The organism is Mucilaginibacter sp. OK283 (genome assembly GCF_900110415.1).
GTDB lineage: Bacteria > Bacteroidota > Bacteroidia > Sphingobacteriales > Sphingobacteriaceae > Mucilaginibacter.
The window spans coordinates 562532-581587 of the sequence record NZ_FODR01000002.1; the positions used below are offsets into that span (position 1 = coordinate 562532).

Consider the following 19056-nt stretch of genomic DNA (forward strand, 5'->3'; position numbering starts at 1 on the left):
TTTTTTTAATGCTAACTGTCAACTAAAAACTGCCAACTTATTTTCCGTTAAATACCAAATCTAAGCTATCAAAAATAGTGCGTTTGGTTTTTTCTAAATCAATTTTTGTATGTGCCGATGATATAAAACCAACTTCATAACCTGATGGCCCCAGGTAAATACCCCGGTTTATCAGTTCGCGGTGGAATTTTTTGAATTTTTCCATGCTTGCTGCATCAATATCTTCGGCTTTACGAATATACTCTTTATCTGTAAAAGCAAACCAGAATATCGATCCGATACCAAACACCTTAAATTTATAATTACGGGCCGTAGCAAAACGCTGGATGGCCTCGGTAAATTCTTCTCTTTTATTATTCAGGTCGCGGTAAAAACCCATGCGCAAAAGCTCGGTCAGTTGGGCGATACCTGCAGCCATGGCTACCGGGTTGCCAGATAATGTACCGGCCTGGTAAACGCCGCCATCGGGCGATACATTGCCCATAATTTCGGCCGATGCGCCATAACAGCCAACAGGCAAACCACCGCCAATGATTTTGCCATAGGTAATAATATCCGGCTTAATCTGGTAATAGCCTGCCGCGCCTTCGAAACCAACGCGGAAACCCGAGATTACTTCATCAAATATAAGCAGCGTGCCGTTTTGGGTACATATGTCGCGCAAAAACTGCAGGTATTCTTTTTCCTGTAACAGCAAACCGTTATTGGCCGGGATAGGTTCGATGATGATGGCTGCAATCTGATCTTTAAATTCATTAAAAGCCAGGGTAAGGGCTTCCTTATCGTTCAGGGATACTACGATGGTTTCGTCAACAAAGGCCTTTGGTACGCCTGCAGATGAGGTTTCGCCAAAGGTAACCAGGCCCGATCCCGCCTTTACCAATAAAGCATCGGTATGGCCGTGGTAACAACCTTCAAATTTTAGGATTTTATCGCGTTTGGTATAACCCCTTGCCAACCTGATGGCCGACATAACCGCTTCGGTACCCGAGCTTACAAAGCGTAGTTTTTCAATAAATTTATTGTTCTTCAGAATCAGTTCGGCAAGTTCATTTTCCAGGGCGGTTGGTGCACCAAACGACATGCCGTTTTGCATTACCTCTATAACCTTCTCCCGTACCTTGGTATTGTTATGACCAAGGATGAGCGGGCCCCAGGAGCAGCAGTAGTCAATAAACTCGTTGCCATCGGCATCCCAAATGTGACTGCCATCGCCTTTTTGAATAAACAAGGGCGTACCATATACCGATTTAAACGCCCTCACCGGCGAGTTAACCCCACCCGGAAAGTAAGTTTTAGCCTTGGCATAAAGCTCGGCACTTTTCTCCCTGCTAATATCCGGCTTCCCCATAGTATTAACCGGTTCATTAGCCTCGCCCGAAAACATCTTTTTTATTGAATCTAACATTTTTATATTTTTCCAACCGTCATTGCGAGGTACGAAGCAATCCCCGATTTGCAAATCCACCCTGTATAGTTTGGGATTGCTTCGTGCCTCGCAATGACGGCGTTTTATAGTATTTTTTACCTTTCAGCTTTCGCCTTTAATCTTTTACCTCTGTTAAAGCCATTTATTCTCTAAAACTTCCTTGGCATGATACGTCAATATCGCGGTTGCGCCTGCCCGGCGGATGCTGGTAAGCACCTCGGTTATGGCGCGCTGCTCATTGAGCCAGCCGCGTTGCACAGCGGCTTTTATCATGGCGTATTCGCCGCTTACATTGTAAGCGGCTACGGGTAGTTCGGTATTATCTTTTATTAGTTTTATCACATCCAGGTAGGGCAGGGCCGGTTTTACCATTAAAAAGTCGGCTCCTTCCAACTCGTCTAAGTTAGCCTCTATCAATGCCTCGCGCTGGTTGGCCGGGTTCATCTGGTAAGTTTTTTTATCACCAAACTTGGGCGCCGAATTTAAAGCATCCCTGAACGGACCATAAAAAGCACTTGCATACTTAGCCGAATACGACATGATAGAAACGTTGGTAAAGCCATTTTGGTCCAACACATTTCTGATATATCCTACACGGCCATCCATCATGTCTGACGGAGCAATAATATCGGCCCCGCATTGCGCGTGTGCCAAAGCCATTTTACCTAAAACCTCCAGCGTTTCGTCATTCAATATTTCGCCGTTTTTAACAATACCATCATGGCCATCGCTGCTATAAGGGTCCATCGCTACATCGGTAACAACACATGCCTCGGGAAAGTTCTTTTTAACTTCGCGGATAGCGCGCAGGTACAAGCTTTCTTCGCGGTAGCTTTCGGTGGCCATGGTGTCCTTCAGCGCTTCATCAATGTTGGGGAACAAATCAAATGATTTTAAACCCAGCTTCATGCAGCTTTCAATTTCGCGCAGTAAATTATCTACAGAGTACCGGTAAATACCCGGCATAGATGATACTTCGCTTTTCTGATTTTCGCCATCGATAATAAACAGGGGGAATATCAAATTGGCCGCACTTATGTGCGTTTCCTGCACCATTTGGCGGATTACTTCACTTTTACGGTTTCTACGTGGTCGTTGTAACATGTTATAGCTAATGCTCCGGTTTCGGGAATTGCCTTTATGGCCGGAGGCACGCAAAGTTATATAAACCCAAACAATTATGGCCCCTCTAAACCTATTAAAGGTAATTTATGGCGTAAGGATGATTTTACAGAATTGTATAATACAAACAAAATATTCAGGGCTTCATCCCATCTAACTGTTTGATAAGCAATGGAAACCCATAAATTGATCATGACAATGGTGTTAGTAGCCGGAAATTCTGCTCCGGCTTCACGGCGGTGTGTTTAAACACATTAGTGTTGTGTCATGTATAAATTGACAATGAAAACATACTATTAAGATGAGCGGGTCATGTAATCAAACATGGTTAACAAAGGTTAACATAATTTTGATTTATTTTTACTTAAATATCTTATAATTAGCATTTTAACAAAAAATCATGGTTGACATGTGTTAACCATGATTTTTTGCGTTTTTCGTATTCTTCCGATATAAACTTAAAGTTGCCGCTGCAATACCATTTCTCAATTCATTCCTGACGCTACATTGCCAGTGAAACATATTAAGCTTTTAACACCTGTTGGTTAAACAGGTTGTTCCAAAAACGGCTTCGGCTAAGCCTACTTCGTCGGGCGAAAAGGGTAATGTGTACCTGGTGCCCATTTCGTCGAATTTTTTGCCAGTTGATTTACCAATGGCTATCACCTGCTGGTTGGGCTCTAACAGGTTATCCTGGAAATAGGCCTCTACGTTAGATGGGCTGGTAAAAACCAGTACATCAGCGCCGGTTCCTTCTACCTGCTCTTCAATTACAGTTTCGTAAACAGTAAGATCGATTATTTTGGTTTCGGCAGATAAGCCTTGTTGTATGCTGCGTAAAGAACCTTCGGCGCCGGGAAACAATACTTTAGTGCCGTTGGCTAATGTTGCAAAATCGGCCGCAACTTCGGCTGTATCGCCACTTTCGCCAACGTAGGCTGCAAAGTGGCCGTTACGGCGCAAGGTATCTTCAGATCCTGAGCCCATTACACCAAATTTTACTTTATTGGATAATTGCGGCTTTAGTGCAAAGAAATACTCTACCGCATTTTTACTGCTGAAAAATATCCAGTTGATATCTCTTAAAATATAAGGATCAAGCTTATTGATAACAGGTACGGTGCGGATAAGCGAACGGGCATCTATATTGATGCCATGTTTTTCCATCGCCTTGCGGAAGTAGCTTTGCTCCGAAAGATCGCGGGTTATAAATACGCTTTGGGCCAGTTTGCGGTTAGTATCAAACATAGCTACAACCTTTTGGGCCAGGCCAGCTGTAGTATCCGATTTAAGGAACACCCTATCCGGGAATTCATCGCCTTCATCGGCTTTTGATGTAAATACCTGGTACAGATCATCCTCCTTGCGGCAATAACACCCAAGGGGGAGGTGGCAACCACCGCCGAACAGCTTTAATACGGTACGTTCAACAGCCAATTCTTCGGCTACATCCGGGTGGTGCAGTGCTTGCAGGGCTTCAAAAAGTTCCTGGTCGGCTTCACGTATCTGTATAGCCAGAGCGCCCTGTGCAGGTGCAGGGATCAGCTCGGCAGGGGTTAATTCCTCTACGTGAAATTCGCTTAAATCGATGTTTAAGCGGCTTACACCGGCCTTGGCCAGCATAATGGCATCATACTTTTCATCGCGTAGTTTACCTATGCGGGTAGGTACGTTGCCACGTAATTCTTCTATCTCCAGGTCGGGGCGGTAGGCCAGTAACTGGGCCTTGCGCCTGTTTGATGATGTGCCAACAATAGCTCCATATTTAACAGATAGCTTTTGATGCACATCTACACAATCTTTCAATATCAGCAACAGTTCAGATGGATCTTCCCGTTCTGAAACTGCTGCGATGATGAGTCCCGGAGGGTTTTCGGTCGGCAAATCTTTATGCGAATGTACCGCAAGGTCAATAGTGCCGGCTAATAATTCTTCTTCTAATTCTTTCGTGAAAAAACCTTTGCCTTCCAGCTTATCAAAGCTGAGGTTGAGGATACGGTCGCCCTGTGTTTTAATGATCTTTAACTCGGCGGTAATGTTGATGGCGGCAAGGCTATCTTTTACAAAATTGGCCTGCCACAGCGCCAATTCGCTGCCACGTGTTCCTATTATCAGTTTTCTGTCCAAAAGAATGATTGTTTGCAGCTGCAAATTTAATTTTTTATCAGCATGAAAAGGTACAACAACATCACGAATTTTTTCTGATTGCAACAATATGACGGTTAAGTGTGCGATTAATACCTTTTAACGCCATTTCTTTATTAAACATTCCTGCATTGATTAAAGTTATCTTTGAGTCTAAGTCTTAAGTACTAAGTCGCAAGTCCGAAGTCTTGAATTTTCCATGTGAATTATCACCTTTGGCTTCAGGCTTAAGATTTAGCACTTAAGACTAAAACAGGAATACATCATTTCATCAAAATGAAAGCAGTTATTATAACCCGCCCCGGCGAACCATCGGTTTTACAGGTACAGGAACGGCCCCAGCCAGCTTATGCCGATAACGAAGTATTAGTTAAGGTTATGGCCGCGGGTGTTAACCGGCCAGATGTTTTTCAGCGCAAGGGTAATTATCCGCCTCCCGCCGGCGCACCACAGGATATCCCGGGCTTAGAAATTGCCGGTATCGTTGTGGCTATTGGTACAACGGTAACCCACCTGATGGTTGGCGATAAAGTTTGCGCCCTGGTTGCAGGCGGCGGTTATGCCGAATATTGTAATGCTCCCGAAGAACAATGTCTGCCGATACCCGAAAATCTTTCATTTACAGAAGCAGCCTCGTTGCCCGAAACGTTTTTTACCGTTTGGAGCAATGTGTTTGATCGTGCAGGTTTAAAGGACGGCGAAACATTACTGGTTCATGGGGGCTCAAGTGGTATTGGCGTTGCCGCTATACAAATGGCCAAAGCATTAGGGCATACGGTTTATGTAACAGCCGGATCAGCAGATAAATGCCGCTTTTGCGAAGCTTTGGGTGCGGCAAAAGCAATTAACTATAAAACAGAAAACTTTACCGATGTTATTAATGATATAACTGCCGGCAAAGGCGTTGATGTGATACTGGATATGATAGGCGGCGATTATACAGCGGGCAACATTAAATCGCTGGCTGTTGAGGGCCGGTTGGTGCTTATTAATACGATGAACGGCAATAATGTTCAAATTGATTTGGCACAGGTGATGCGAAAGCGATTGACTATTACCGGCTCTGCGCTGCGCTCGCGCGAGGTAGAATTTAAAGGTGCTATTGCACACAAATTAAAAACGGTTATCTGGCCACTATTGGCATCTGGTCGAATCAAACCTGTTGTTCATGCTGTTTTCCCTGTTGCCGAAGCCGCAAAAGCCCACGAGCTTATGGAAAGCAGCGGGCATATTGGCAAAATAATGCTTGATTTTGGCGATCAGTAACTATAATTAAAGCCGACATAAATTATCGTGCAAAAATGTTGCCTTTGCTATTTAAATATTTGGATAGAAATCATAACTTTGCGCCTCTGAAATAGCATCTTATATTTTACAAGCAGGATACTATTAAAAAGGAAAATTCTTAAAACACCAGGTTATATATGCCAAACATTGGAAAAATATCACGGATCATCGGTCCGGTAGTTGACGTAAGTTTCGCTGATGACGCTCATCTCCCTAAAATTTATGACGCGTTAGAGATCACGAAAGATAATGGCCAAAAAATCATTTTAGAAGTTCAGCAGCATTTAGGTGAAGATCGTGTACGCGCGATTGCGATGGATTCAACAGACGGATTGCTACGTGGCATGAAAGTTTTGGATTTGGAATCGGCTATCAAAATGCCAATTGGAGAAAATATTAAAGGCCGTGTATTTAACGTAGTAGGCGATGCTATCGATGGTATACCCGATCTTGACAAAACCAATGGCCGCCCTATTCACAATACCCCTCCGCGTTTCGAAGACTTGTCTACCGAAACTGAAGTATTGTTTACAGGTATCAAAGTTATCGATTTATTAGAGCCTTACGTAAAAGGTGGTAAAATTGGATTGTTTGGTGGTGCCGGTGTAGGTAAAACAGTATTAATTCAGGAGCTTATCAACAACATCGCTAAAGCTTATGCAGGTTTATCTGTATTTGCAGGTGTTGGCGAGCGTACACGTGAAGGTAATGACCTTTTGCGCGAGATGCTTGAAGCAGGCATTATAAAATATGGTGATGCATTTATGCATTCAATGGAAGAAGGCGGCTGGGATCTATCTAAAGTAGATACCGAAATGATGAAAGATTCAAAAGCAACCTTCGTGTTCGGTCAAATGAACGAGCCTCCTGGTGCACGTGCGCGTGTAGCTTTGTCGGGCTTAACCATTGCCGAGTATTTCCGCGATGGTGATGAGGATGGCAAAGGCCGCGATATCCTTTTCTTTATCGACAACATTTTCCGCTTTACACAAGCAGGTTCCGAAGTATCAGCGTTATTGGGCCGTATGCCATCTGCGGTAGGTTACCAGCCAACACTGGCAACAGAGATGGGTACCATGCAAGAGCGTATTACTTCAACCAAACGTGGTTCAATCACATCTGTACAGGCCGTTTATGTACCTGCGGATGACTTGACCGACCCTGCACCGGCAACAACATTTGCCCACCTGGATGCTACAACCGTACTTTCACGTAAAATTGCAGAGCTTGGTATTTACCCTGCTGTGGATCCTTTGGATTCTACATCACGTATCTTAAGCCCGGCTATTTTGGGCGACGAGCATTACAATACCGCTCAGCGTGTTAAAGAAACTTTACAACGTTACAAAGAACTTCAGGATATCATCGCCATCTTAGGTATGGACGAGTTATCTGAAGAAGATAAACTGGTTGTATCACGCGCCCGTCGTGTTCAGCGTTTCCTTTCTCAGCCGTTCCACGTTGCCGAGCAGTTCACCGGTTTAAAAGGTGTATTGGTTGACATTAAAGACACCATCAAAGGTTTCAACATGATCATGGATGGCGAAGTTGATGAGTACCCTGAAGGTGCATTCAACTTGGTTGGAAGCATTGAAGATGCCATTGAAAAAGGTAAAAAATTATTGGCAGAAGCTAATAATTAGTAGCAAGTATATAGTATCAAGTAGCAAGACTTATTTTAATTTTGCTACTTGATCTTCATAAATGTACTTGATACTTGATACTAACTACTTGATACTATAAAGAAATGACTTTAGAAATTCTTACTCCCGATAAAAAGATCTACGAGGGCGAAGCCACATCGGTTACCGTACCTGGTACTTTGGGATTATTTGAGATATTAAACCACCACGCGCCTATCATATCAACCTTACAGGATGGTAAGCTGGTTGTACGTGGGGGTAACGCCGGTAAAGAAGAAGTGTTTTTTATCAAAGGCGGCGTAGTTGAAGCATTAAACAATAAGGTCATTATTTTAGCCGAAGGAATTCTGCATAAATAAACTATACCCTTATTTTTCAGAAAAAACGTCCGGGTATAGCACCCGGACGTTTTTTTTTGAATGTTTTTTTAATAGGGTTTTTAGAGAATGAATTATAGGGAGTAAAAAGGCAGGAATATTTATGTCAATTGGCAAATTCAAAAAATAATGCAGTATCATCATCTGCATATCTGCACATCTGGAATCTGCACATTTAACAAACTTTTTTAGCCACCAACCCCATTTTAGGAAGAAAATCGGCAATTTACTATGCATGCATAAAATATGTACCGAATACCGTTTTGAACTTTGGTCTATTTTGTTAAAAATTATGTTCTTTAAATAATTAAAAATACGTAATTTTATATTGTTAAATAAATATATTAAGATATATTATACTTTTTGAAAAAATAAATCCTGACTATTGTTATTCGCGGTTGCTATATCTACCTTACGTTTATTGATTCAAGCAATCAAATAAACCTGGTCAACAACAAGAATAATTTATAAAGTTAGTCTACTAAAAAAATAAAATGAGTTCATCATCAGATACCACGGCGGCTATAGAATTGAATAAGTATAGCAAAACTTTTACCCAGGATCCAACACAGCCGGCTGCACAGGCCATGCTTTATGGTATTGGTTTAACAGACGATGATATGCGCAAAGCCCAGGTTGGTGTGGCAAGTATGGGTTACGATGGTAACACTTGTAACATGCACCTGAACGATTTGGCTAAGATAGTTAAACAAGGTATCTGGGATGAGGATATGGTAGGCCTGATATTCCATACCATTGGTGTAAGTGATGGCATGAGTAATGGTACCGAAGGGATGCGTTATTCTTTAGTGAGCCGCGATATTATTGCCGATTCTATTGAAGCTGTTACAGGCGCACAGTATTATGATGGCTTAATTACTTTGCCTGGTTGCGATAAAAACATGCCCGGTTCTATTATGGCCATGGGGCGTTTAAACCGTCCGTCAATTATGGTATACGGGGGCACTATTAAACCGGGGCATTGGAAAGGCGAAGACCTGAACATTGTATCGGCATTTGAGGCTTTAGGTAAAAGGATGGCCGGTACTATTGAGGATGTTGATTTTATGGGCATCATTAAAAATGCCTGCCCAAGCGCGGGCGCATGCGGTGGTATTTATACAGCTAATACGATGGCCGCAGCTATTGAAGCTTTAGGCATGAGTTTGCCTTATTCATCATCAAACCCGGCGCTAAGCGAAGAGAAAAAAGCCGAGTGCCTGGCGGCAGGAAAGGCTATCAAAATATTGTTAGAGAAAGACATCAAACCATCAGACATCATGACCCGCGAGGCATTTGAAAATGCTATGGTGATTATTATGGTATTGGGCGGCTCAACCAATGCAGTATTGCACCTGATTGCGATGGCCAAAAGTGTTGATGTTAAATTAACCCAGGACGATTTCCAATCGGTAAGTAACCGCATCCCGGTATTGGCCGATATGAAACCAAGCGGTAAATACATGATGGAGGATTTACACAACATTGGCGGCATTCCGGCTGTGATGAAGTATTGTTTGGCGCAAGGCTGGTTACATGGCGATTGCCTTACCGTTACCGGTAAAACAATTACCGAAAACTTAGCAGATGTACCCGAACTGGAGTTTGATACACAAAAAATTATATGGCCGGTTGAAAAGCCTGTTAAAGTTACCGGTCACTTGCAGATACTTTACGGCAATATTGCCGAAGGTGGTAGCGTAGCCAAAATTACCGGTAAAGAAGGTACTCATTTTGAAGGCCCTGCCCGCGTGTTTGATGGCGAGTTTGAACTGATTGCCGGCATCCAGAGCGGCCGAGTCAAAAAAGGTGATGTGGTGGTTATCCGCAACGTAGGCCCTAAAGGCGCCCCGGGTATGCCCGAAATGCTTAAGCCAACATCGGCCATTTTTGGTGCGGGTTTAGGCAGCTCGGTAGCATTAATTACCGACGGACGCTTTAGCGGCGGTACACACGGTTTTGTGGTAGGCCACATCACCCCCGAAGCCTTTGACGGGGGCGCCATTGGCTTAATTAACGACGATGATAAAATTATTATTGATGCAACAACAAATACCATCAATGTAATACTATCAGACGAAGAAATGGCAGCACGTAAAGCCGCCTGGAAACAGCCCGCTTTAAAAGCAACCAAAGGTTTATTATACCGTTACGCCAAAACAGTTAGCTCGGCTGCTGAAGGTTGCGTAACAGACGAAATGTAGTAGCCCCCTAACCCCCTGAAGGGGGAACAGGAGCAAGGGAAAAAGATAAATAATTAAAATATACACTTAACACTCCCCTTTTAGGGGGGATAGAGGTCAAAAAATATGGAGACGCAGACAATAGTTCAGGAAATAGGTGAAACAGCAGAAGAAGCCGCAAAAACACCTGTAGTTGAAGTTTCAGGATCGGTAGCATTATTGGAGGCATTGATTGTTGAAGGTGTTGATACCATCTTCGGTTATCCGGGTGGTGCAATTATGCCCATTTATGATGCTTTGTTTGATTACAATGATAAGCTGAACCATATCCTGGTCCGCCATGAGCAGGGTGGTATCCATGCGGGGCAGGGTTATGCGCGTACGTCCGGTAAAGTGGGTGTTGTGTTTGCAACCAGTGGCCCTGGTGCAACTAACCTGGTAACAGGCCTGGCTGATGCGCAAATTGATAGCACACCATTGGTATGTATCACCGGCCAGGTTTTCGCGCATCTTTTAGGTACCGATGCTTTTCAGGAAACCGATGTAATTAACATTACTACCCCGGTAACCAAATGGAACTACCAGGTAACAGATGCCAACGAGATCCCTGAAGTGATTGCCAAGGCATTTTACATTGCCAGAAGCGGCCGCCCTGGACCAGTATTGATCGATATTACAAAAAACGCGCAGATCCAGCTGTTTAACTATAAAGGTTATACACCCTGCAACCATATCCGCAGCTACAGGCCAAAACCTATAGTTCGCCCGCAGTATATCCAGGAAGCTGCCGCTTTAATTAACGAAGCTAAAAAACCATTTATCCTTTTTGGCCAGGGCGTAATTTTGGGCAGTGCCGAGCAGGAATTTAAAGCTTTTGTTGAAAAAAGCGGGATTCCGGCAGCATGGACTGTTTTAGGTGCGGGCGCTATCCCAACAGATCACCCTTTAAATGTGGGTATGCTGGGCATGCACGGCAACTACGGGCCAAACGTATTAACCAACGAATGCGATGTGTTAATTGCCATAGGTATGCGTTTTGACGACCGTGTAACCGGCCGCCTTGATAAATATGCCAAACAGGCAAAGGTTATCCACCTGGATATTGATCCGGCCGAGATTGACAAAAACGTAAAATCGACCGTACCTGTTTGGGGCGATTGTAAAGAAACGTTGCCGTTGCTTACCGCCTTGGTAGATGAAAAACAGCATACTGAATGGCTTGCTAAATTCAATGAATACACCCGCCAGGAAGTGCAGCAGGTAATTGAAAAAGAACTTAACCCGACTACAGTTGAAATGACGATGGGCGAAGTAATTAAACAACTTAACGAAATTACCAAAGGCGAAGCAGTAATAGTAACCGACGTAGGTCAGCACCAGATGGTGGCCTGCCGTTATGCTCAATTTAACAATACCCGCAGCAACGTTACCAGTGGCGGTTTAGGTACTATGGGCTTTGCCCTGCCGGCAGCTATAGGCGCTAAATTTGGCGCGCAGCACCGTACCGTAGTAGCTATTATCGGCGACGGCGGTTTCCAGATGACCTGCCAGGAATTAGGTACAATTATGCAAAGCGGTATCGATGTAAAAATTATCATCCTGAACAACCGGTTCCTGGGCATGGTAAGGCAATGGCAGGAATTGTTTAACTCGCGCCGTTACTCGTTTGTTGATATTCAAAGCCCGGATTTTGTGGCGCTGGCAGCAGCATACCGCATCCCCGGCAAGTGTATTGATGACCGTAAGGATCTTCCATCGGCATTAAATGAAATGCTGAGCAACAAAGGATCGTTCCTTTTAGAAGTAATGGTTACCAAGGAGAATAACGTATTCCCGATGGTACCGCAAGGTTGCAGTGTAAGCGAAATCAGGTTAAAATAGGCCCCCTAACCCCCTAAAGGGGGAACTTAAAAAAAGAAATCATGACCCAGGATACAGAAAAACAGGAATTTAATATCACGGTTTATACGGAAAACCAGATTGGTTTATTAAACCGGATAGCTATTATATTTACACGCCGTAAAATTAATATTGATAGTTTGAATACGTCTCCATCAGAGATAGAGCATATTCACCGTTTCAATATTGTAATTACCGAATCGGAGGATGTGGTACGCAAACTTACCCGCCAGATTGAAAAACAGGTAGAGGTATTAAAAGTATACTACCATACCAACGAAGATGTGATTTGGCAGGAAATGGCGTTATATAAAGTATCGACAGATGTAATTGCCGAGAAGGTAAGTGTTGAGCGTTTATTGCGCGAAAATGGCGCCCGCGCTGTAGTGATCCGTAAAGATTATACGGTGTTTGAAACTACCGGCCACCGCGAGGAAACAGATAACCTGATCAGTATTTTGCAGCCTTACGGCCTGATTGAGTTTGTGCGCAGCGCCCGTGTTGCAATTATTAAAGATAGTGACGGATTTAACCGTAAATTGCGCGAGTTTGAGCGCCTTGAACCGGGCGAAGACGTTATTGAGAACGAATATTTAAACCAGGGACAGAAAGTATTTACGATGTAAAGAGGAGGTGAAAGGCTAAAGCTGAAAGGCGAAAGGTCGGCCACCCAAAAACGTCATTGCGAGGCACGAAGCAATCCCGAACTATACAGGGCGGATATGCTAATCGGGGATTGCTTCGTACCTCGCAATGACGGTTCAATTAGATAACCTAAAATAATTATAAAATCAAAATCGGTGAAATCATCTATAAAACGGTGAAATCCCAAAAAACAAACAATAAAACAATGGCAAAATTAAATTTCGGCGGTACCGAAGAAAATGTGGTTACCCGCGATGAGTTCCCTTTATCAAAAGCTCAGGAAGTACTAAAAGATGAAGTTGTAGCAGTAATTGGCTATGGCGTTCAAGGTCCGGGCCAGGCGCTTAACCAAAAAGACAATGGCATCAATGTTATTGTTGGTCAGCGTAAAGGCACAAAAACATGGGATAAAGCTGTAAGCGATGGCTTTGTACCGGGCGAAACCCTTTTTGAAATTGAAGAGGCTTTACAAAGAGGAACTGTAATTTGCTACTTACTAAGCGATGCTGCACAAATTGCTTTATGGCCGACTGTAAAAAAACACCTTACTCCGGGTAAAGCATTATACTTCTCTCACGGGTTTGGTATCACTTTTAATGAGCAGACAGGCATCGTTCCTCCTGCCGATGTTGACGTATTTTTGGTTGCCCCTAAAGGTTCAGGTACTTCATTACGCCGTATGTTCCTGCAGGGCCGTGGCTTGAACTCAAGCTACGCTATTTTCCAGGATGCTACAGGCAAAGCGTTTGATCGTGTAATTTCATTAGGTATTGCTGTAGGCAGCGGTTACTTATTTGAAACCAACTTCAAGAAAGAAGTATACAGCGATTTAACCGGCGAGCGTGGTACGCTGATGGGCTGTATCCAGGGTATTTTTGCCGCTCAGTACGATGTATTGCGTGCAAATGGTCACTCACCATCTGAGGCTTTTAACGAAACTGTTGAAGAGTTAACCCAATCATTAATGCCATTAGTTGCAGAAAATGGTATGGATTGGATGTATGCCAATTGCTCAACTACAGCACAACGTGGTGCTTTAGATTGGTGGAAAAAATTCCGTGATGCCACTAAACCGGTATTTGAAGAATTATACAAAAGCGTTGCAACCGGCAAAGAATCACAACGTTCAATTGATTTGAACAGCCAGCCGGATTACCGCGAAAAATTAGACGCCGAGCTGAAAGAATTACGCGAAAGCGAATTATGGCTTGCAGGTAAAACTGTACGCAGCTTACGCCCTGAAAACCAGGTTGTAGAAGCGTAAGATATGTATCAAGTAGTTAGTATCAGGTAGCAAGATTTTTGATTTGCAGCAGGTACTAACTACTTGTTATAATACCAGTACTGTGTCAAACAAAATCAACTCAACGACTCTCGTGTACCTGTCTTGATACTTGATACTTACTACTCGATACTATATGCCGTATCAAAATCAAGCTGACAGCTTACGCAGCGGTCTTGATACTTGATACTTACTACTTGATACTATAACACCATGGGACAAACATTATTTGATAAAATATGGGATGCGCACGTCGTCAGTAGCAACGAGGGTTTTCCGGATATTTTATACATCGACACACACTTCATTCACGAGGTAACCAGTCCGCAGGCATTTGATGGTTTGCGCACCAGGGGGTTACCGGTTTTCAGGCCAAAACAAACAGTGGCCACTGCTGATCATAACGTTCCTACAATTAATCAGCACCTCCCCATAAAAGAAGAACTTTCCCGTTACCAGGTTGATATGCTCACCAAAAACTGCAAAGAGTTTGGTATCGAGCTTTATGGTTTAGGTCACCCTTTCCAGGGGATAGTGCACGTAATAGGGCCCGAGCTGGGCATCACCCGTCCCGGTGGTACTTATGTTTGCGGCGATAGCCATACATCAACACACGGCGCCTTTGGTGCCATAGCGTTTGGTATAGGTACATCACAGGTGGAGCAGGTAATGGCAACCCAGTGTTTACTGCAATCGCGCCCAAAACGCATGAAGATTGAAGTAAACGGCAAGTTGCAAAAAGGTGTTGGCGCCAAAGATATTATCCTGTACATCATCTCCAAAATCTCGGCCGCAGGCGGTACAGGTTATGCAGTGGAGTATGCAGGCGATACCATCCGCGCTTTAAGCATGGAAGGCCGCATGACCATCTGTAACATGAGCATCGAAATGGGTGCCCGTTGCGGATTGATAGCCCCCGATGACACCACAATTGAATATGTAAAGGACCGCGAATTTGCCCCTAAAGGCGAAGAGTGGGACAAAGCAGTAGCTTACTGGAAAACTTTATACTCAGATGCGGATGCAGCCTTTGATGAAGTATTATCCTTTAAAGCCGAAGATATTGAGCCAATGATTACCTACGGAACAAACCCCGGCATGGGCATTGGCGTAACACAACACGTTCCCGAAACTGCTTCGTTTGAAGCAAAAGAACAGGGATCGTACAAAAAAGCCCTTGAATACATGGGGCTGCATGATGATGAACAATTATTGGGTAAACCTATTGATTACGTTTTCATCGGCAGCTGCACCAACTCGCGCATTGAAGACCTGCGCCAGGTGGCCGAATTTGTAAAAGGCAAACACAAAGCAGATAACGTAGTGGTATGGGTAGTCCCCGGCTCTAAACAGGTACAGGAACAAGCCATCCGCGAAGGGCTGGACAAAATATTTGATGCAGCGGGCTTCCCGCTTCGCGAACCTGGCTGCAGCGCATGCCTGGGCATGAATGAGGACAAGATCCCGGCAGGTAAATACTGCGTATCCACATCTAACCGTAACTTCGAAGGAAGACAGGGACCTAACTCCCGCACCTTCCTGGCCAGCCCGCTAACCGCGGCAGCAAGTGCCATTACAGGGAAGGTGACGGATATACGGGAGTTTCTGTCTGAAGAAGTTGTCTGAACCGGAATTAAACGAATTTATAGAATTAACAGAATTTTAAAATGCCGCTTCAAGAAATTCTAAAAGATGTCTGAACCGGAATTAAACGAATTCATTGGATTAACAGAATTTTAGAATGGTACTTCAAAAATTCGTGTAATTCTAAAAATTCAATTCCGGTTCAGAAAAAATACAATGGACACCTTTAAAAAGACGCCCGAAGAATTTAAAGATTGCACAAGCCGAATTATTGGTTGTGCGATGCGGGTTCACTCTTTTTTAGGGAATGGGTTTCAGGAAGCTATCTACCAAAGAGCATTGGAGATTGAGATGGCTTTAGAAGGTCTGGTGGCTACAAGAGAGATGGAAATGCCAATCTTTTATAGAAATGAACAGATTGGCACAAGGCGGGTTGATTTCTTTGTAGAAGGTGAAATAATGGTTGAGTTAAAGGCAATTATTTTATTAGAAGATGTTCACCTTGCACAAGGCATTAATTATCTCGAAGCGTACAATATAAAAACAGGTTTACTTATAAATTTCGGAAGTAAAAGCCTGCAGTTTAAAAGATTACTGAATAAAAAACATAATCCGGATAATGTCAACCGGAATTCATCGAACTAAAGAATAACAGAATTTTAAAATCCAAATTCAATAAATTCTAAAATTCGTGTAATTCTAAAAATTCGACAAATTCCGGTTCAGAAAAAAGAAACATTATGAGTACCAAAATATTCAAACACATACAAACCAGCGTGGTGCCTTTGCCTATCGAGAACATCGATACGGACCAGATTATCCCTGCGCGGTTTTTGAAGGCCACTACCCGTGATGGTTTTGGCAATAACTTATTCCGCGACTGGCGTTTTGACGGAGACGATAACCCTAAACAGGATTTCGTGCTCAACAACCCAAACTATAGCGGCAAGATCCTGGTTGCAGGCAAAAACTTCGGTTGCGGTAGTAGCCGCGAGCATGCGGCCTGGGCCATAGCCGATTATGGCTTTGACGCCGTGGTAAGCAGCTTTTTTGCTGATATTTTTAAAGGCAACGCACTAAACAACGGCTTGCTGCCTGTACAGGTGAGCGAAGATTTTTTAAAGAAGATCTTCGACGCGGTTTATGCCGATGAGCACACTGTAGTTGAAATCGACCTGGTAGACCAGTTCATCCGCCTGGTAACTACCGGCGAGCAGGAAAGCTTTGAGGTTAATCCCTACAAAAAAGCCTGCATGACCAACGGTTACGATGATATCGACTATATCCTGAGTAAAAAGGAACTGATTGAGGAATTTGAAGACCAGAGGTAAAAGGCGAAAGGCAAAAGAAAGAGGTAAAAGCTGAAAGGTAAAGGGCGAAAGGTCAGAAAAAATTGCTCGATGACCTAATGACAGCAAAGCGAAATGACCATTAGCCGACTGCAAAGACCAATGAACTAATGAACCAATGAACAAAGTTATCCACAGAGAAGGCAAAGGCACCGCAAAGTTGTTTGACGAACGTAGTTTGGCGAATGATTATGCAACGCTCGCGTCTGCCCTAAAACTTGGTTTGCGGGTTTTGGATGTGGGTTGCGGTACCGGGGCTATCAGTAAAGATATAGCCGCCAAAGTTGGTTCAACAGGTCATGTTGTGGGCATTGATAATACGGAGTTCTTTATCCAAAGCGGAAAGGAAACTTATGCGGATGTTAAAAACCTCGATCTGATTTATACCGATCTGTTTGCATACGAACCGGAAGAACAGTTCGATCTGATTGTAGCCGCAAGGGTTTTACAGTGGCTAAATAATCCGGTGGAAGCTTTAAAGAAAATGTACTCGCTTTTAAAACCGGGTGGCATAGTGTCCATATTGGATTATAACCACGAAGCGCTGGAATGGCAGCCGCAACCGCCGCCAAGTATGCTGCGGTTTTACGCTACTTTTTTAAGATGGCGCGGTGATGCCGGCATGAACAACCACATAGCCGAAGACCTGCCAGCTTATTTTACCGAGGCCGGCTTCAAAGATATTGAGGTGTTTAACGCCGACGAGGTTTACCAAAAAGGCGAGGAAAACTTTATACGCAAAGCAGGCATCTGGGCAAGTGTAGCACAGTCTAAACAAATGGTAGAGGAAGGTTATATTGACGACGAATTGCGCCTGCTGGCCATTGATGAATACACCGAATGGGTAGCAACCGATGCCGAGCGCATGACAATGAAACTAAAAGAAATAAGAGGAACTAAGTAATAATTAACTCAAAAAATTCTCCCTTCAGGGGGTTAGGGGGCTTATGGGAATTCAGAAACACATTTTAGTAATACCCGGCGACGGGATAGGCCCCGAGGTTACTACCTGGGGTAAAGCAGTTTTAGAGAAAATTGGCCAGGATTTTGGCCATGAATTTACCTTCGACGAGGCCCTGATGGGCCACGCCGGTATCGAGGCTACGGGTAACCCACTGCCCGATGAAACTTTGGCAAAAGCAAAGGCAAGTGATGCCATTTTATTTGGCGCCATCGGTCACATCAAATATGATAATGATCCATCGGCAAAGGTTCGCCCTGAGCAAGGATTATTGAAGATCCGTAAAGAATTGGGATTGTATGCCAACCTGCGCCCTATCATGTTATTTGATGAGCTGCTGGATGCATCGAGCCTTAAACCGGAAATTTTGAAAGGTACCGACATACTTTTCTTCCGGGAACTTACCGGCGACGTTTACTTCGGCGAGAAAAAACGCAGCGAGGATCGCAATACTGCTTCCGACCTGATGATCTATTCGCGTTACGAGGTTGAGCGCATCGCCATTAAAGCCTACGAAGCTGCCATGGTTCGTGGCAAAAGATTATGTTCGGTTGATAAGGCCAACGTGCTGGAGGCTTCACGCCTGTGGCGCGAGGTGGTGCAGGAGATAGCCAAAAACTATCCCGAGGTTGAAACCGAACACATGTTTATTGACAACGCCGCCATGCAGCTGGTTAAAAACCCTAAAAAGTTTGATGTGGTATTAACCGCTAACCTTTTTGGCGATATTTTAACCGACGAAGCATCGCAGATAGCAGGCTCAATGGGTATGCTGGCATCGGCATCAATTGGTGATGGCACCGGCTTTTTTGAACCTATCCACGGTTCGGCACATGATATTGCCGGCATGGATAAGGCTAATCCATTGGCATCTATATTATCTGTAGCTTTGATGTTAGAAATCAGTTTCGGCCTTAAAGACGAAGCTAAATTGATCACATCGGCCATCGATAAAACGCTGAAAGAAGGCTACCGCACCGGCGATATTGCCGATGCAAAAACCGACAAGAGCAAAATTTTAGGCACCAAAGCAATGGGGCAAAAAGTTTTAGAATACCTGTAGGCGAAGCCCCCCAGCCCCCTGAAGGGGGAGCAGGAAGACTAACACGTCATCGATCCAAAGTCAAACCAATGACTAATGACCAATGAC

At 43.9% G+C, this 19056-nt stretch carries 15 protein-coding genes; 12 read left to right on the forward strand and 3 right to left on the reverse strand.

Annotated features, from left to right (window positions below; translation table 11 throughout):
• Positions 1–37: 37 nt before the first annotated feature.
• The 3 genes from hemL to hemC all read right to left on the reverse strand — a co-directional run bounded on the left by hemL (position 38) and on the right by hemC (position 4678).
• Entirely contained in the window at positions 38–1408 is a 1371-nt protein-coding gene (gene hemL / locus BMX56_RS07145) for a glutamate-1-semialdehyde 2,1-aminomutase (protein WP_090643171.1), read from the reverse strand.
• A gap of 153 nt (positions 1409–1561) precedes the next feature.
• Positions 1562–2533 carry a porphobilinogen synthase gene (gene hemB, locus BMX56_RS07150; protein ID WP_090643175.1) on the reverse strand — a complete coding sequence of 324 codons (972 nt, stop codon included), beginning with the start codon at positions 2531–2533 and terminating at the stop codon, positions 1562–1564.
• 549 nt (positions 2534–3082) lie between these two features.
• Complete coding sequence (gene hemC / locus BMX56_RS07155; RefSeq protein ID WP_090643996.1) at positions 3083–4678, reverse strand: hydroxymethylbilane synthase; 1596 nt, start codon at positions 4676–4678, stop codon at positions 3083–3085.
• Positions 4679–4972: 294 nt separating this feature from the next.
• Here hemC and BMX56_RS07160 point away from each other — a divergent pair, with 294 nt between their 5' ends.
• From BMX56_RS07160 to leuB, 12 genes are all read left to right on the forward strand, one after another.
• Positions 4973–5962 carry an NAD(P)H-quinone oxidoreductase gene (locus BMX56_RS07160; RefSeq protein ID WP_090643179.1) on the forward strand — a complete coding sequence of 330 codons (990 nt, stop codon included), beginning with the start codon at positions 4973–4975 and terminating at the stop codon, positions 5960–5962.
• A 158-nt stretch (positions 5963–6120) separates the two neighbouring features.
• Entirely contained in the window at positions 6121–7626 is a 1506-nt protein-coding gene (gene atpD / locus BMX56_RS07165; RefSeq protein ID WP_090643183.1) for a F0F1 ATP synthase subunit beta, read from the forward strand.
• A gap of 104 nt (positions 7627–7730) precedes the next feature.
• A complete protein-coding gene (gene atpC / locus BMX56_RS07170; protein WP_090643187.1) occupies positions 7731–7985 on the forward strand; it encodes an ATP synthase F1 subunit epsilon in 255 nt (84 codons plus the stop codon).
• 512 nt (positions 7986–8497) lie between these two features.
• Entirely contained in the window at positions 8498–10207 is a 1710-nt protein-coding gene (ilvD, locus tag BMX56_RS07180) for a dihydroxy-acid dehydratase (RefSeq protein WP_177183740.1), read from the forward strand.
• Positions 10208–10312: 105 nt separating this feature from the next.
• Positions 10313–12067 carry a biosynthetic-type acetolactate synthase large subunit gene (gene ilvB, locus BMX56_RS07185; RefSeq protein WP_090643196.1) on the forward strand — a complete coding sequence of 585 codons (1755 nt, stop codon included), beginning with the start codon at positions 10313–10315 and terminating at the stop codon, positions 12065–12067.
• A gap of 41 nt (positions 12068–12108) precedes the next feature.
• Positions 12109–12711 (forward strand): acetolactate synthase small subunit, encoded by a 603-nt coding sequence (gene ilvN / locus BMX56_RS07190; RefSeq protein ID WP_090643201.1) that lies wholly within the window; start codon positions 12109–12111, stop codon positions 12709–12711.
• Positions 12712–12935: 224 nt separating this feature from the next.
• Positions 12936–13994 (forward strand): ketol-acid reductoisomerase, encoded by a 1059-nt coding sequence (gene ilvC, locus BMX56_RS07195; RefSeq protein ID WP_090644004.1) that lies wholly within the window; start codon positions 12936–12938, stop codon positions 13992–13994.
• Between the two features lie 231 nt (positions 13995–14225).
• Positions 14226–15638 carry a 3-isopropylmalate dehydratase large subunit gene (gene leuC, locus BMX56_RS07200; protein WP_090643205.1) on the forward strand — a complete coding sequence of 471 codons (1413 nt, stop codon included), beginning with the start codon at positions 14226–14228 and terminating at the stop codon, positions 15636–15638.
• A 174-nt stretch (positions 15639–15812) separates the two neighbouring features.
• The gene (locus BMX56_RS07205; protein WP_090643208.1) at positions 15813–16241 is read left to right on the forward strand and encodes a GxxExxY protein; all 429 of its coding nucleotides are present in this window, start codon (positions 15813–15815) and stop codon (positions 16239–16241) included.
• 95 nt (positions 16242–16336) lie between these two features.
• Positions 16337–16927 carry a 3-isopropylmalate dehydratase small subunit gene (leuD, locus tag BMX56_RS07210; protein ID WP_090643212.1) on the forward strand — a complete coding sequence of 197 codons (591 nt, stop codon included), beginning with the start codon at positions 16337–16339 and terminating at the stop codon, positions 16925–16927.
• 136 nt (positions 16928–17063) lie between these two features.
• On the forward strand, positions 17064–17849 hold the full coding sequence (locus BMX56_RS07215; protein ID WP_090643216.1) for a methyltransferase domain-containing protein: 786 nt from the start codon (positions 17064–17066) through the stop codon (positions 17847–17849).
• Between the two features lie 49 nt (positions 17850–17898).
• The gene (leuB, locus tag BMX56_RS07220) at positions 17899–18969 is read left to right on the forward strand and encodes a 3-isopropylmalate dehydrogenase (protein ID WP_090644010.1); all 1071 of its coding nucleotides are present in this window, start codon (positions 17899–17901) and stop codon (positions 18967–18969) included.
• Positions 18970–19056: the final 87 nt, after the last annotated feature.

Bases quoted from the DNA above. Each gene is read 5' to 3' on its own strand.
- ilvB (WP_090643196.1), top strand. From the start codon at position 10,313: ATGGAGACGCAGACAATAGTTCAGGAAATAGGTGAAACAGCAGAAGAA.
- atpD (WP_090643183.1), top strand. From the start codon at position 6,121: ATGCCAAACATTGGAAAAATATCACGGATCATCGGTCCGGTAGTTGAC.
- BMX56_RS07205 (WP_090643208.1), top strand. From the start codon at position 15,813: ATGGACACCTTTAAAAAGACGCCCGAAGAATTTAAAGATTGCACAAGC.
- ilvN (WP_090643201.1), top strand. From the start codon at position 12,109: ATGACCCAGGATACAGAAAAACAGGAATTTAATATCACGGTTTATACG.
- atpC (WP_090643187.1), top strand. From the start codon at position 7,731: ATGACTTTAGAAATTCTTACTCCCGATAAAAAGATCTACGAGGGCGAA.
- ilvD (WP_177183740.1), top strand. From the start codon at position 8,498: ATGAGTTCATCATCAGATACCACGGCGGCTATAGAATTGAATAAGTAT.
- BMX56_RS07160 (WP_090643179.1), top strand. From the start codon at position 4,973: ATGAAAGCAGTTATTATAACCCGCCCCGGCGAACCATCGGTTTTACAG.
- hemL (WP_090643171.1), bottom strand. From the start codon at position 1,408: ATGTTAGATTCAATAAAAAAGATGTTTTCGGGCGAGGCTAATGAACCG.
- leuD (WP_090643212.1), top strand. From the start codon at position 16,337: ATGAGTACCAAAATATTCAAACACATACAAACCAGCGTGGTGCCTTTG.
- hemB (WP_090643175.1), bottom strand. From the start codon at position 2,533: ATGTTACAACGACCACGTAGAAACCGTAAAAGTGAAGTAATCCGCCAA.
- ilvC (WP_090644004.1), top strand. From the start codon at position 12,936: ATGGCAAAATTAAATTTCGGCGGTACCGAAGAAAATGTGGTTACCCGC.
- leuC (WP_090643205.1), top strand. From the start codon at position 14,226: ATGGGACAAACATTATTTGATAAAATATGGGATGCGCACGTCGTCAGT.
- BMX56_RS07215 (WP_090643216.1), top strand. From the start codon at position 17,064: ATGAACAAAGTTATCCACAGAGAAGGCAAAGGCACCGCAAAGTTGTTT.